Source organism: Eubacterium sp. SB2 (assembly GCF_001244405.1).
Lineage (GTDB): Bacteria > Bacillota > Clostridia > Lachnospirales > Lachnospiraceae > Faecalicatena > Faecalicatena contortus_B.
The window spans coordinates 2086603-2102648 of sequence record NZ_LN865153.1 but is presented as its reverse complement, the minus strand read 5'-3'; the positions used below and the strand labels follow the sequence as shown (position 1 = coordinate 2102648).

Annotated in this window: 10 protein-coding genes; all 10 read left to right on the top strand. The window is 49.0% G+C overall.

The annotated features are described in order from the left end of the window. Nucleotides 1-2322 carry a hypothetical protein gene (locus BN1938_RS21770; protein WP_050642490.1) on the top strand — a complete coding sequence of 774 codons (2322 nt, stop codon included), beginning with the start codon at nt 1-3 and terminating at the stop codon, nt 2320-2322. 40 nt (nt 2323-2362) lie between these two features. After that, the gene (locus tag BN1938_RS21765) at nt 2363-3964 is read left to right on the top strand and encodes a glycoside hydrolase family 43 protein (protein WP_050642489.1); all 1602 of its coding nucleotides are present in this window, start codon (nt 2363-2365) and stop codon (nt 3962-3964) included. A 66-nt stretch (nt 3965-4030) separates the two neighbouring features. After that, nucleotides 4031-6373 (top strand): hypothetical protein, encoded by a 2343-nt coding sequence (locus BN1938_RS21760; protein ID WP_050642488.1) that lies wholly within the window; start codon nt 4031-4033, stop codon nt 6371-6373. A 128-nt stretch (nt 6374-6501) separates the two neighbouring features. Further along, nucleotides 6502-7545, top strand: coding sequence for a LacI family DNA-binding transcriptional regulator (locus BN1938_RS21755; protein WP_050642487.1), 1044 nt, complete (start codon nt 6502-6504; stop codon nt 7543-7545). Nucleotides 7546-8199: 654 nt separating this feature from the next. Continuing rightward, nucleotides 8200-9225, top strand: coding sequence for a phosphate acyltransferase PlsX (gene plsX, locus BN1938_RS21745; protein WP_050642485.1), 1026 nt, complete (start codon nt 8200-8202; stop codon nt 9223-9225). 25 nt (nt 9226-9250) lie between these two features. Beyond that, a complete protein-coding gene (acpP, locus tag BN1938_RS21740) occupies nt 9251-9481 on the top strand; it encodes an acyl carrier protein (protein ID WP_025657667.1) in 231 nt (76 codons plus the stop codon). Nucleotides 9482-9540: 59 nt separating this feature from the next. Continuing rightward, nucleotides 9541-10230 (top strand): ribonuclease III, encoded by a 690-nt coding sequence (gene rnc, locus BN1938_RS21735; protein WP_050642484.1) that lies wholly within the window; start codon nt 9541-9543, stop codon nt 10228-10230. 12 nt (nt 10231-10242) lie between these two features. Further along, nucleotides 10243-13803: a chromosome segregation protein SMC gene (gene smc, locus BN1938_RS21730; protein ID WP_050642483.1), complete on the top strand. Its 3561-nt coding sequence runs from the start codon at nt 10243-10245 to the stop codon at nt 13801-13803. A 54-nt stretch (nt 13804-13857) separates the two neighbouring features. After that, on the top strand, nt 13858-14808 hold the full coding sequence (gene ftsY / locus BN1938_RS21725; protein WP_050642482.1) for a signal recognition particle-docking protein FtsY: 951 nt from the start codon (nt 13858-13860) through the stop codon (nt 14806-14808). 20 nt (nt 14809-14828) lie between these two features. Beyond that, complete coding sequence (gene ilvA / locus BN1938_RS21720; protein ID WP_050642481.1) at nt 14829-16043, top strand: threonine ammonia-lyase; 1215 nt, start codon at nt 14829-14831, stop codon at nt 16041-16043. Nucleotides 16044-16046 lie beyond the last annotated feature (3 nt).

Sequence of the window (16046 nt, the reverse complement as noted above, 5' to 3'; positions counted from 1 at the left end):
ATGTATACAGAAATAGAATTTATAAGACAGTATGAAAAATATTCCGTGCTGATGAAAGGAAACTGCGGGAAGGGGGAACCGGGGCTGGAAATATTTCTCGATTTTCCCGTGGTTATGCAGGACATTTCCGGCGCGAAAACAAAGCTTAGGTACGACCGTTATGAAAGTACAAAACAGGGATATCAGGCTGGGATAGAAGCCAGGGATTTATATGGAAACTGTTATACCATCACGGACGTATGGACGGCAGAGAAGGGCAGCTATAAACTGGAACGAAAAGTGTCCTGCAAAGAGGTAAAAGAGCAGACGGGGATCCGCCTGACTTCGGAATTCCGGTGCAGGGATTTAAAGGCAGCATCTTTTGACGACTATGAATTTATTATACCCGGGGCCCTGTATAACCATAATGATACGGACGGGGACGGGGTAGACGATTATCTGGGAACATTCAGCCAGGACTATAAGGACGACAGAAATCCGGCTCTTGCGGTCACAGCTTATGGAAAAAAAGGAAATTGGTCGGTATCTCTGATCAGAGGTGATTTACCGCAGGAGGATGATACCATCACCCGGGAGCAGATCAAAGCCCGCCATTTTATTCATCATACGGATATAGGTTCTCTGGGAATCGCACCATCCCAGTATCGGACGCAGGAATTTATCCTGAGGTGTGATTATCCCTTCTATGAAAGAAATTCTTTCTGTCTCAATGTAGATGGTTCCGAGTGGTCGGCCTACAAAGAGATTGGAGAAAGCCAGGAATTTTCCATGACATATCTGCTCTGCATAGGGGAGGCAGAAAGCCTGACAGAGGCATCCTGGAATACGACACTTCTTCAGATGGACAGAATTTTGGATCAGGAGACAGCACTGCCCTTTACCTTAGAGGAGGCGCAGTATTACAGGCGTGAAATGATCCACAACAGCTTCCGGGAGTTCCCGGAAAAGAAGGGAGCGCCGGCGGGGTATTTCGTACATTTTTCTCCACGCAGCAATTATGGGGAACAAAATCTTCTGGAATATGGCTTCTGCGGGGCACAGACGCTCCTGAGCCTGGACATGCTGGCGGCGGCAAAGGACAATGGCTCCGGAGAATACAGGGAAAGGGCGCTTAAAACAGTCGATTATTTTGTGGATCACTGTATCGAGGAATCGGGACTGCCGAACGGGATTTACAATGTGGATAAGGAGGAGTATGTATACTGGTGGACGGGAATCCTGTTTCCGTTCCAGTACTCGGATGACAGGGAGGAACTGGAGGGGTATCTTGGCAGCCAGGTGGTAAGCTCTTTGATGGAAATCGCAGAGGAGCTGAAAAAGGTAAAGGGTAACTACTGCAGGTCTATGGTCGATTCCATGTACTATTTGCTGCGGTGCTATTTGTTCGAAAAGGAACAAGGAAATGAACATCCGAAATGGCTGGAAGCCGTAATCAAATTCTGCGATAAGCTGGTTGAGATACAAAATGAAGACGGTTCCTGGAACCGCGGATATTCGATGGAGGGAGCACCGCTTACAAATCCGCCGCAGTGGTTCGGGGCGTCCAAAAAGGAGCAGGGTTCCGGGGCAATCTTCCCGGCCCAGATTCTGACAGCACTGTATTCGCTTACAAAGTCGGAGAAGTACTTGAAGTCTGCCGAAAGAGCCGCGTATTTTGTGTACGGCAATTACGCTTCCCAGGTGGAATATATCGGCGGCCTCAACGATACGACACATAAAAAGTCGGTGAAAATAGACGCAGTCGGCGTGATGTTTGCCATGCGCACCATGCTGGTGGTGTACGAGCAGACAAAGGATGAGAAGCTTCTTACAGGGGCAAGGGATGCCGCCCGTATACTGGCAAGCTGGACTTACCTTTGGGACATCCCCTTCGATAAAAATACCCTCCTCGGAAAGCATGGGTTTAAAACGACAGGGTGGGCAGTATGCGATGTGATACCTGCGGGCAGTTATGTGGACTGTGAATTTGTAGAATTTATTCCGGAACTGCTGCGTATCGCCGGATACCTCAAGGACCGGGAACTGGCAGTATTGGCGAAAATCGTGACACGGGGGATGCAGCACGGCCTGTCCATGCCTCAGAATATGTACGGATATGCAATGCCGGGGGTACAGTGTGAGGGGTATATGACCTCCCTCTGGCTGGCAGATACGGAGTATAAGGGCTTTTCCGGCGCTGCAGCCAAGAACAAGGGGGATGATAACGATACCTGCAATGGACTGGTGAACGGGCAGGCGCTGTTGAACTTAGACTATTTATCACAAAAGTACCATACGATGGATTTTGACACAATCATAGAACAAACAGTGAAAGAAGGATAAAGAGTGTTCAGAACTATGAGCGGTTTCGACGGAGGTATATATGGCAGAAATAATTAAAAATCCGGTACTGAAAGGCTTCCATCCGGATCCCTGTATCTGTAGGGCGGGAGACGACTATTATATTGCAGTTTCGACGTTTCAGTGGTTTCCGGGGGTAGAAATCTATCACAGCAGAGATTTAGTACATTGGGAGTTTGCAGGCAGGCCTTTAAATGAAAAGAGACTTCTGGATATGACGGGAGTGCCTGACTCAGGCGGTGTATGGGCGCCGTGCCTGACATACGACGAGGGTATGTTCTATCTGATATATTCCAATGTAAAGACCTACCGGAATTACTATAAGGATGTGGACAATTTTCTGACATGCAGCAAGAGCATCTGCGGTCCATGGTCTGATCCTGTTTATCTGAACAGCAGTGGTTTTGATCCGTCCTTTTTTCATGATGACGACGGGAAAAAGTATCTGCTGAACCAGCGGTGGGATCATCGGGATAAATCAGCTTCATTTGATGGAATTGTTCTGCAGGAATACGACGAAGAGAAACAATGTCTGACAGGAGATCCGCAGAAGATATTCCAGGGAAGCAGTATTGGGCTGACGGAAGGGCCGCATCTGTATAAGATCAATGGAATGTACTATCTTTTCTGCGCCGAGGGCGGGACCTTCTATGAGCATGCAGTAACAGTTGCACGTGCAGGGAACATCGAAGGCCCTTACGAGCTCTCCCCCTATCATCCCTTGCTGACATCCTATGGACATCCGGAACTGGCGCTGCAGAAATGCGGGCATGGCAGCCTGGTCAGCACGCAGGATGGGGAATGGTATATGGCGCATCTGTGCGGACGGCCCAACGGGAACCAGAACCGGTGTATGTTAGGCAGAGAGACGGCAATTCAGAAGCTGGAAATGACGGAGGACGGCTGGTTCGTACTGGATCAGACATCAGGGCTGCCAAAGGAAGCGGTAACGGCTCCAAAACTGCCCGATTTTCCAGTACAGAAAAAGAGTGTAAAGAAGGTCTTTCCGGGCAGGCTCCCGGATGAATTCCAGACATTGCGCATCCCTTTGGACAGCAGGTGGATGGATTTTGACAGAGAAAAGCAGTCTCTGATCCTTTATGGGAAAGAGTCTATGGAATCACTGCATACGCAGAGCCTGGCTGGTATGAGGCGGGAACACTTTCACTTTACAGCTGAGACGAAGCTTAAGTTTGATCCGGTCCACTATCAGCAGGCAGCAGGCCTGGCGCTGTATTATGATACGACAAATTATTTTTATCTGAATCTGAGCTGGGACGAGGAAAAAGGGAGAGTCTTATCGGTGCTTGTCTGCGATCATGGAAAGATCAGGGTCAGCAAAGGCGAACGCCAGCCAGCCGGCAGTGCACAGGAACTATATCTGAGAATCGAAGTGAGAAACAGGGAGGCGCAGTTTTGCTGGTCGCCCGACGGGGAAAGGTATCAGAATATAGGGGAAATACTGGACGCTTCGCAGCTGTCGGATGATTATTATGATGAGGCAGTGCATGGACTTAGGTTCACGGGAACCTTTCTTGTTCTGTGCTGCCAGGACACTTCAGGGCGGCGCTGCAGGGCGGAATTTGAATATATGATTTATCAGCCGCTCGATGAGGAAGAGTGACGAAGAAAGAGGGAGTATTGTGTTTGCAGGCAATATTCCCTTTCATGATAAAAAGGAGGGAGTACCATGTTTATAGACTTGGAATTTATACGCCAATTTGAGGCCTATTCTCCTATGATATCCATATGGAAGACCAGAGAAGAGTCCAGTCCGGATATGAGAGTATTTGTGGACTTTCCTGTTGTGCTAAAGGATATCAAAGGGGCAAAGAAAAAAATCCGCTATGATGCCTGCGGTGTATATGAGGATGGTTTTTACGGAGAGGCACAGGCAGAAGACCGGTATGGCAATCAGTATAAGATCAGAGATATCTGGAAAATAGAAAACCAGTTGATCAGACTGGACAGAACGGCGGCATGTACCCGCTTTACCGAAGAAACAGGGATTCATCTGACCACAGAGTTTCGGGTCAGGGGCAGCAGGGAATCTTCTTTTGACGATTATCAATTCGTGATTCCGGGGGCCTTTTATAACAAAAATGATACAGACGGAGACGGCGAGGAGGATTACCTTGGGACTTACAGCCAGGATTACAAGGATGACAGAAACCCATCTATGTCCGTGACTGCATATGCACAAAAAAGCCAATGTTTTCTATCACTGCTCAGGGCAGATACCCCATGCAAAGACACGACAATTACCCGTCGGCAGATCCAGAAGCGTCATTTTATTCATGACACAGACATCGGATCCTTAGGGCTCGCCCCCTCGGAATACCATGTAGGAGAATGCATTCTGCGCTGTGATTACCCCTTTTATGAAAGAAATACATTCTGCCTGAACGTGGACGGCTCCGAATGGGCGGCTTATCAGGGGGTGGAAGAGGGAACAAAATTACAAATGTCCTATCTGCTGCAGGCGGGGGAAGCAGAGAGGCTTACGGATGCTTCCTGGCAGACCACGGCCCTCCAGATCGACCGGCTTCTGCAGGAAGAGGTGCCTCTTCCATTTACCTTAGAGGAATCCATACAGTACAGGAGGGATATGGTTCTCAATAGTTTCCGGGAATTTCCGGATAAAAAGGGAAGACCGGCGGGTTACTTTATCCATTTTTCGCCCCGTCAGAGTTATGGGGAACAGAATCTGCTCGAATATGGGTTCTGTGGTGCGCAGACACTTCTTGCATATGACATGCTGTCGGCTGCATGGGAAAAAGGACAGCACGGTACAGAACGTTTTTTGCAATACAGAGAGAGTGCACGAAAGACATTGGACTATTTCGTAGAAAACTGCGTAGAGGAATCGGGGCTGCCGATCGGCCTCTATTCTGTAGATAAAGAAGAAATTGTCTACTGGTGGACGGGGATTCTGCTTCCTTTCCAATATTCCCATGACAGAAAAGAGCTGGAAGATTATCTCGGGAACCAGATTGTGGGGGCTTTGATGGATATCGCCGGGGAGCTTGCAAAGGTAGAGGGCAATTACTTCAGATCCATGACCGATACGATGTTCTATTTGATGAAATCATATCTGATCGAGAAAGAAAATGGACAGGGGCATCCGGAGTGGCTGCAGGCGGTTTTGAATTTCTGTGAAAGGCTCCTGAGGATACAGAATGCCAATGGTTCCTGGAATCGAGGATATACGATGGAAGGAGAGCCTTTGGCGCATCCGCAGGAGTGGTTTGGGCGGTCAGAAAAGGAACAGGGGTCAGGGGCGATATTTCCGATACCGCTTCTGGTAGAAGTGTACCGCTATACAAAGGAAGAAAAGTATCTGGAATCAGCCAGAAAGGCGGCCGGGTTTATCCTTCGCCAATATATCGGTGACACCACATATATTGGCGGCATTAACGATACCTCCCACAAAAAATCCGTAAAGATGGATGCCGCGAGTGTGATGTTTGTTATGAGAAGTATGCTCGCATTATATGAGCAGTGCGGCGATGCAGTATATCTTTCGGGTGCGGCAGATGCGGCCAGAATCCTTGCGGGCTGGACGTATTTGTGGGACATTCCCTTTGATGCGGATACGCTGCTCGGAAGGCATGGCTTTAGGACCACAGGCTGGGCGGGCTGTGACGTGATTCCGGCCGGCAGTTACGTAGACTGTTCCTTTGAAGAGGTTGTCCCGGAATTTCTAAGAATTGCAGAGTATTGCCATGACGGCAGGCTGGCAAGAGTGGCGGAGGCCGTGACGAGAGGGATGCAGCAGGGGCTGTCAACGCCCGCGGACATGTATGGATATGCCATGCCTGGTGTCCAGTGCGAGGGATATATGACCTCCCTTTGGCTGGCGGATACGGAGTATAAAGAATTTTCCGGCGCTGCCGCAAAGAATAAAGGAGATGATAACGATACCTGCAATGGTTTTGTAAACGGCATGACACTTCTGAACCTGGATTCCTTGAAAAGAAAATATGGGACCCTGGATTTCGGAAATATTTGTAAAAATCTGTATAATAAATAAACAAGATTGGCAGAATGCGTGGTATAATTCATTTTGAAGAAAATGAACTGTGTACTGACACATTGAGAGTTAGCCTAATATCGTAGAATATAAATGTGTCAGTACACTGGCCGGAAGAGGAATGAACTATGGTAACGATTAAAAAGATTGCAGAAATAGCAGGAGTATCCAGGGGAACCGTGGACCGGGTATTAAATAACCGGCCGGGAGTAAATGCAGAGACCTATCACAAGGTTAAGGAAATAGCAGACAAGTTAGGATATGAGCCCAATATGGCCGGGCAGATGCTGGCGGCCAGAAAGAAAAAAATCAGACTTGGATTCGTAGTATGTGATACTCCGGTGGATTTGTTTTTTGCGGATGTTTACCGGGCGGCAAGGAAAAAGGCAGAGGAGCTGAAGACCTTTGGTGTCACCGTCCATTTTTATCTGATCAAAGAATTGTCGGATCAGTTTATTGCGCCCCTTCTTCAGGAAGCAGAGGACGATGAACTGGATGGAATCGCATTAGTGCCTCTTAATATGGACTCCATCAGGCAATTTGTTCAAAAGATGAATAAGAAAAATATCCCAATGGTCTTTTTTAATCTGGATATGGAAGATGCCAGGAGGCTCTCTTACGTTGGATGCAATTACCATGATTCCGGAAAAGTTGCGGCCGGTCTGGTCGCGCTTGTGACCCGTGAAAAGGGGAAGATCGCCCTGGCAACCAGTTTTGACGAACAGTCGCCTTCCTTTCTCCAGAGGCTGGATGGGTTCATAGAGGAGCTGGATGAAGGATACCCGCAGATCGAGATTGTAAACAGGGATTCGAATATTGTCTTTCAAAAGGGAGAATATTCAAATGTACTTGAGGTCGTGAAAAAAAATGCAGATTTAGATGCGCTGTATATCATCAACCCGGGTGACTACAGCATATGTGAAGAAGTCGAAAAGCTGGATAAAGAAAGAAGAATCAAGATGATCACCAACGACGTAATCAATAAGCAGAAACCCTTTATGGACAGAGGGGTCATAGCCGCAACCATTGGGCAGCAGCCGGAAAAACAGGGTGCACTGCCGCTGCAGATTTTGTATGATTATATCGGGCTGGGGATAGAACCGTCGAAACAATATTTAACAGAGCTCTCCATCCATATCAGACAAAATATATCGTGGAAGCGGGAGGGATAGGATGGGGGACGCTTGCCGACAGCCGTGACGTGCTGAGAAAAGCCCCTGTCCTGTTGGAAATACAGGCCGCTGCGCCAAGCAGCAGTAAGTGGAAATCCGCAGAATCAGCCGGAACCGAACACATTCACCGCTTAATCTGATGATTAAGCGGCTCAGGTGTTCTGAAAAGCTGCTTTGGTGAGCAGCTTTTCTCCGGCTGATTCTGCGGATTTCCACTAACTGCTGCTAGGCTCGCTGGAAGCATTTCCAACAGGACAGGGGCTTTTCTCAGCACGTCACGGCTGCCGGTAAGCTGGTGCTTCCAAGCGGCAGGTAAGGGGGTGCGCTCTGGGGGAGCCTGGACCGTGGCGGCGTAGGGGGATGACTTTATGGGGGGATTAGTAGTAGTTTGGCTGTGAATGAAGTTGGAAGGGAGATTGAGTATGGAGATGACGCGAGTTATTGTTTTGCCTTATGATGCTAAGTGGAAAACGGATTTTGAAAATATCAGGAAGGAAATTGTAGATGCTGTTGGCGGCTTGTGCCGGTCCCTTTATGGAGCGTCCCCCTCCGACCACAAAAGCAGCGAATCCCCTCACAACTATTTCCAATTTCTTGTTGATTTTTAGATTGATGTCTAGTAGAATTAATGCAGTAGCGTTAGGAGGAAAGAAAATGTCTGATATTACAAGAATCGCGTTAGATGCCATGGGCGGGGACAATGCCCCCGGCGAGTTGATTAAGGGCGCGGTAGAGGCTGTCCGGCAGAGGAAAGATATTAAGGTTCTGCTTACGGGACAGGAGGAACTGCTTAGGAAGACGTTATCAGAATATACTTACCCGACAGATCAGATTGAGATTGTGAATGCAACAGAGGTTATTGAGACTGCAGAACCACCGGTTATGGCGATTCGCAGGAAGAAAGACTCTTCCATTGTAGTAGCCATGAATCTGGTGAAAAAGGGCGAGGCAGACGCATTTGTATCTGCGGGAAGTTCTGGTGCGGTACTGGTCGGAGGCCAGGTGATTGTAGGTCGCATAAAGGGCGTGGAGAGACCCCCTTTGGCTCCGCTGATCCCGACTGCAAAGGGCGTATCACTGCTGATAGACTGCGGGGCCAATGTGGATGCAAGGCCGTCGCATCTTGTCCAGTTTGCTAAGATGGGATCCATCTATATGGAGAATATTATCGGAAAGAAGAACCCCACCGTCGGCATTGTGAATATCGGGGCAGAGGAAGAAAAAGGGAATGCTCTTGTGAAAGAGACCTTTCCGCTGCTCAAGGAATGCAGGGATATTAATTTTGTGGGGAGCGTAGAGGCAAGGGATATACCGGCGGGAGCTGTGGATGTAGTCGTCTGCGAGGCATTTGTGGGCAACGTGATCCTGAAGCTCTTTGAAGGCGTAGGCGGAACTCTGATCAGCAAGATTAAGGGAAGTATGATGACCTCACTGCGGACAAAGATAGGCGCGCTTCTGGTCAAACCGGCGCTCAAATCCACACTGAAAGACTTTGATGCCAGCGAATACGGCGGAGCGCCGCTGCTGGGATTAAACGGACTAGTTGTCAAGACACATGGAAGCTCTACTTCAAAAGAAGTATGTAATTCAATTATTCAATGCGTCACATTTAAGGAGCAGCAGATCAATGAGAAGATAAAGGCTGCCATCCAGGCGCAGGAAGAAAAAACGACAAATTAATGTAACGAAGAAAGGGAAGAGGACTATGGAATTTGAAAAATTACAGGAAATTATTGCAGACGTATTAAATGTTTCTACTGAGGATATTACGATGGAAACAACATTTGTAGATGATTTAGGGGCAGATTCATTGGACATTTTCCAGATAATCATGGGTATTGAGGAAGAATTCGACATTGAGATTGACAACGATGAGGCAGAGAAGATTACAACAGTGGGAGATGCTGTTGAGCAGATTAGAAAGGCTGTAGAATAAGTGGTAACAGATGAAAAAGCCCCTATGGGCTTTTTCATTTTAACTGAAAGGTGAAAAATATGAAAGATAGTTTAAAAGAACTGGAGAGTAAGATCGGTTATAAGTTCCGGGATTTTTCTCTGCTGCGCCGGGCCATGATGCACAGTTCCTATACGAACGAGAAGCATCTTGAGAAGTACCACTGCAATGAACGCCTGGAGTTCCTTGGAGATGCGGTGCTTGAACTGGTTTCCAGCGAATATCTGTTCCTGGAATCTCCGAAGGTGTCGGAGGGGGAACTGACAAAGACAAGGGCCAGCATGGTATGTGAGCCGTCCCTGGCTTTCTGTGCGAGGGATATAGACCTGGGCTCCTATCTGCTGCTTGGCAAGGGAGAAGAGGCAACCGGCGGAAGGCACCGGGATTCCATCACATCGGACGCACTGGAAGCCCTGATCGGGGCGATTTACCTGGACGGTGGTTTTACTAATGCAAAAGAGTTTATTCATCGGTTTATACTGACGGATTTAGAAGATAAAAAGCTCTTTTTCGATAGCAAGACTATTTTGCAGGAGATTGTGCAGGCAAGAATGGCGGGGAGTATTTCGTACCGCCTGATCAAGGAAGAAGGGCCTGATCACAATAAGGCTTTTTTCGTGGAGGTCATGATTGAGGAAAATGGCTACGGCATAGGAAAGGGAAGAACCAAAAAGGCCGCGGAACAGGAAGCTGCATATAAAGCAATACTAGCATTGAGAAAAGAAAAATAGAGCAGGTGTTATATGTATTTAAAAAGCATTGAGGTACAGGGCTTTAAGTCTTTTGCCAACAAAATCAAATTCGACTTCCACAACGGAATAACCGGCATCGTCGGCCCGAACGGCAGCGGCAAGAGCAACGTTGCCGATGCGGTACGCTGGGTTCTCGGTGAACAGCGGGTAAAGCAGCTCCGGGGCGGGAGCATGCAGGATGTCATCTTTTCCGGCACAGAGAACCGAAAGCCGCTGAGCTATGCATCGGTAGCCATTACGCTGGACAATTCGGATCATCAGCTCCCGGTAGACTACGAGGAGGTTACGGTTACGAGAAAGCTGTACAGGTCCGGTGAGAGCGAATATCTGATAAATGGCGCAGGATGCCGTCTGAAGGACATCAATGAGATGTTTTATGACACCGGCATCGGGAAAGAGGGATATTCGATTATCGGACAGGGGCAGATCGATAAGATTCTGAGCGGAAAGCCGGAGGAGAGAAGAGAGCTGTTCGACGAGGCTGCGGGGATTGTTAAGTTCAAACGGCGCAAGAACCTGTCGGTCAGAAAACTGGATGAGGAAAGACAGAACCTGACCCGTGTCAATGATATTCTCTCAGAGCTTGAAAAACAGATCGGGCCATTAAAACGGCAGTCCGAGGTAGCGAGGGAGTATCTTAAGAAAAAGGAAGAACTCAAGACTTACGATATTAACATGTTTCTGCTGGAGACGGAGCGGATCAAAGAACAGATTCGTGATCTGGACAGTAAGTATCAAATCGCTTCGGACGAGCTTGAAGAAGCAAACGTCCGGTATGAAGAGATGAAGACGGAGTACGAGGCCATTGAGGAGGAAGTGGACAGCATTGACTTCTCCATTGAAAAGGCAAAGAGCCAGCTCAATGAGACGACCCTTCTCAAACAGCAGCTGGAGGGACAGATCAATGTCCTGAAAGAACAGATCAATACGGTTCGGATGAATGACGAGCACTATGATAACCGTCTCAATACGATCCGCGTGGAGATAGAGACCAGACAGGCCCAGCGGGCGGAACTTGCCAGGGAGCAGACCTCCGTAAGGACCAGGCTCGCGGAAGTTGCAAAGAGCGATGCACAGGCAAAGGAAGCGCTGGTGGATGTGCAGAGCCGGATTGCCTCGGGTACGGCGCAGATAGAACATAGTAAGGCCGAGATCATAGAGCTTTTGAATAACAGGGCTTCCACAAAGGCTAAGATCCAGCATTATGCAACGACACAGGAGCAGATCACAACGAGAAAATCTGAACTGGGCAGGCTGATCCTGGAGGTATCGTCAGAGGCGGAGAAACAGAATGAAGTACTCGCCGCTTACGAAGAAGAGCTGCAGCAGATTTCCGGGAGAATCCATGCTTATACGGAACAGATCAGCACGAATGAGCAGGAGATCGATAAGCTCCAGCAGGAACTGTCCGGGAAGCAGGAGCAGCTGCGTATTGGGCAGACCGCTTACCACAGAGAGTCTTCCCGGCTGGAATCCTTAAAGAACATAACCGAGCGTTATGACGGATACGGTAACAGCATCCGCAGGGTCATGAGCAATAAGGACAGGGAAAAGGGACTGATCGGTGTTGTTGCGGATATTATTAAAGTAGAAAAAGAATATGAGATCGCCGTGGAGACGGCTCTGGGAGGCAATATCCAGAACATTGTCACCGACAATGAGGAGACCGCCAAGCGGATGATCGCTTATCTTAAGCAGAATAAGTTCGGGCGTGCCACGTTCCTGCCTCTGACAAGCATGCATGGAGGCGGCGGGATCCGCCAGCAGGAAGCACTGAAGGAGCCCGGTGTGATCGGCCTTGCCAGCACGCTGGTGCAGGTTGAAGACCGATTTATGGGGCTGGCTGAACAGCTGCTTGGCAGAACCATTGTAGTGGATAACATAGATAATGGAATCCGCCTGGCCAGAAAATACAAACAGTCGCTCCGGCTTGTCACTCTGGAAGGGGAACTCATGAATCCCGGAGGATCCATGACCGGGGGCGCTTTCAAGAATTCCAGCAACCTGTTGAGCAGAAGGCGGGAGATAGAAGAATTCGAAAAAACGGTCAGGATGCTGAAAAAAGAGATGGATGACTGTGAGCAGTCGGTAAACGAGATCAAGGCAAAACGTACCGCATGCTACAGCGCTATTGATGAGATCCAGCAGAAGCTCAGAAGAGCATCCGTCAAAGAGAACACTGCGAAGATGAATGTGGAGCAGGTTCAGAACCGGCAGCGTGAAGCGAAATTACGCTGTGAAGGGTATCTCAGGGAGCAGGAGGGCTTAGAACTAAGGCTGCAGGAGATCCTGGATAATGAGGACTCCATTCAGATGGAACTGGAGACGTCGGAAGCCCTGGAGAAGGAACTGAACAACCGGATCCGCGAGCTGCAGGAAAGTCTGGAATCCGACAAGGAAAAGGAGACCGTCCAGCTGAGACATTCGGAAGAAGTGCACCTGGCATATGCGAGCCTGGAACAGCAGAATGCGTTTATTCTGGAAAACATAACGCGAATTCAGGAAGAGACGGAAAAGTTCGAGACAGAATTAAAGGAACTGGACATCAATAAAGGCAATGCTTCCGAAGAAATTCAGGAAAAAGAGGACAAGATTCAGGACCTTAGAGAGACCATTGAAAATTCAAAAGAGCTGTTTGAGGAGATAAACACAGAGATCAAGAGCCAGGTCGCCAAGCGGGAGGAGCTGAACCAGAAGCATAAGGCATTTCTCGGAAAGCGGGAGGAACTCTCCAAACACATGTCCGAACTGGATAAGGAGTGCTTCCGGCTGAGCAGCCGCAGGGAATCCTATGAGGAGGCCTCTGAGAAGCAGATCAACTATATGTGGGATGAGTATGAACTGACCTACAACCATGCGATGGAGCTGCGCAATGAAAATCTGACGGATCTCTCCTATATGAAGCGCCAGATCCAGGTGCTGAAAGGCGAGATTAAGAAACTGGGTTCCGTAAATGTCAATGCAATCGACGACTATAAAAGTGTATCGGAGCGCTACGAGTTCCTCAAGGGGCAGCACGATGACCTGGTGGAGGCGGAAGCGACGCTGATGAAAATCATAGATGAGCTGGATGCTGCCATGAGAAAGCAGTTTGAAGAACAGTTCGCGCTGATTTCCAAGGAGTTTGACATTGTATTCAAACAGCTTTTCGGAGGCGGAAAAGGAACGCTGGAACTGATGGAGGACGAGGATATCCTGGAAGCAGGGATCCGGATCATTGCACAGCCGCCGGGCAAAAAGCTTCAGAATATGATGCAGCTCTCCGGCGGGGAGAAGGCGCTCACAGCAATTTCTCTGCTGTTTGCGATACAAAACCTGAAGCCCTCTCCGTTCTGCCTTCTGGATGAGATTGAGGCGGCCCTGGATGACAACAACGTAGTGCGTTTTGCACAGTATCTGCACAAATTGACCAGGAACACGCAGTTCATTGTCATTACCCACAGAAGAGGAACCATGACTTCTGCGGACAGGCTGTACGGGATCACCATGCAGGAGAAGGGGGTGTCCACGCTGGTATCCGTGGATCTTCTGGAGGATGAACTGGAAAAATAGACAGCAGTTCCGACTTATCTGAACTGTTAAAAAAAGATAGCGAGGGAGAAGAAAATGGAGGAAAAGCAGGGTTTTTTTAAACGGCTGGTATCCGGCCTGACCAAAACAAGAGATAATATCGTCTCCGGCATGGACAGCATTTTCCATGGCTTTTCAAAAATAGACGATGATTTTTACGAAGAGCTGGAAGAGACACTGATCATGGGAGATCTGGGTGTCCACACGACCATGGAGATCATGGAAGACCTGAAAGCAAAAGTGAAGGAAAAGCATATCAAAGAACCAATCGAATGCAGGGAGCTGCTCATTGAAAGTATCAAGGAGCAGATGAATGTGGGGGAGACTGCGTACGAATTCGAGAACCGCACTTCGGTCGTATTCGTGATTGGGGTCAATGGGGTCGGCAAGACAACTACAATTGGAAAGCTGGCCGGCAAGTTCCGTGAGCAGCACAAGAAAGTAATACTGGCGGCTGCGGATACATTTCGTGCGGCAGCGGGAGAGCAGCTGAAAGAGTGGGCGAACCGGGCGCAGGTAGAGATGATAGGCGGTCAGGAGGGCGCGGATCCCGCCTCCATAGTCTTTGACGCAGTGGCGGCAGCAAGGGCAAGAAAGGCCGATATCCTGCTGTGTGATACGGCGGGACGCCTCCACAACAAGAAAAACCTGATGGAGGAACTGAAAAAGATCAACCGGGTGATCGACAGAGAATATCCGGAGGCACATAAAGAAACGCTGGTTGTTCTGGATGCCACCACAGGGCAGAACGCACTGTCGCAGGCAAAAGAATTCAACGAAGTATCCGATATTACAGGAGTCATACTCACGAAGATGGACGGAACTGCAAAAGGCGGAATTGCAGTGGCAATCCAGGCGGAGCTGGGAATCCCCGTTAAATATATCGGCGTGGGCGAGACCATAGATGATTTACAGAAATTTGATGCGGATGAATTTGTAAACGCGCTATTCTACAGTGACTCAAAAGAAGAGAACAGCGGGGAATAGCCTAAGAAAGAAGGGGTAAAATGTTAACATTAGAGAAGTTTGAAGAAGCAAGCGAAATCGTAAAACAGGTAACAAACCAGACCAAGCTGATCTACAGCGATTATCTGAGCGAGGCGAGCGGCGGCAAGGTATATCTGAAGCCCGAGAATATGCAGCATACCGGTGCATATAAGCTCCGGGGCGCCTATTACAAGATCAGTACCCTGTCTGAGGAAGCCCGGCAGAAAGGCCTGATTACCGCATCCGCCGGCAACCATGCCCAGGGAGTTGCCTACGCCGCTAAAAAATACGGATGCAAGGCAACGATTGTCATGCCGACAGTTACACCTCTGATCAAAGTAAACCGCACAAAGAGTTACGGGGCCGAGGTCATTCTTTACGGGGATGTATATGACGATGCCTGCGCCTATGCCTTAGAACTGGCCGAAAAGCACGGCTATACCTTCGTCCATCCATTTGACGACCTGGACGTTGCAACCGGCCAGGGAACCATTGCCATGGAGATCGTCCAGGAACTGCCGACGGTGGACTATATCCTCGTACCCATAGGGGGAGGCGGCCTCATATCCGGAGTGGCCACGCTGGCAAAAATGCTGAATCCGAAGATCAAAGTGATCGGTGTGGAGCCGGCGGAGGCAGCCAGCATGACGGCGGCCCTTCAGGCCGGGGAAGTGGTGGAACTGGAGAGCGCCAACACAATAGCGGACGGCACTGCGGTGAAAGCCGTCGGAGTTCAGAATCTGCCCTACGTACAGGAAAATGTGGACGATATCCTTCTGGTTGAGGACGACGAGCTGATCGGCGCCTTTCTGGATATGGTGGAGAACCACAAAATGATCGTGGAGAATTCCGGGCTGCTCTCTGTAGCTGCATTAAAACAGCTCGAGTGCAAGGGCAAGAAGGTTGTCTGCCTTCTGAGCGGCGGCAACATGGATGTCATAACCATGTCTTCCATCGTACAGCACGGCCTGATCCAAAGAGACCGTATCTTCTCCGTATCCGTACTGCTTCCGGACAAGCCGGGTGAGCTGGTGAGTGTGGCCGCTACAATTGCGGACGAGCAGGGCAATGTGATCAAGTTGGAGCACAACCAGTTTGTAAGCACAAACAGAAACGCAGCGGTGGAACTTCGTATAACAATGGAGGCTTTCGGCACAGAACACAAACATAAGATACTAAATGCCCTTGAGAAAAAAGGCTTCCGTCCGAAACTGATCAGCGCAAAGTTATACTAAAGA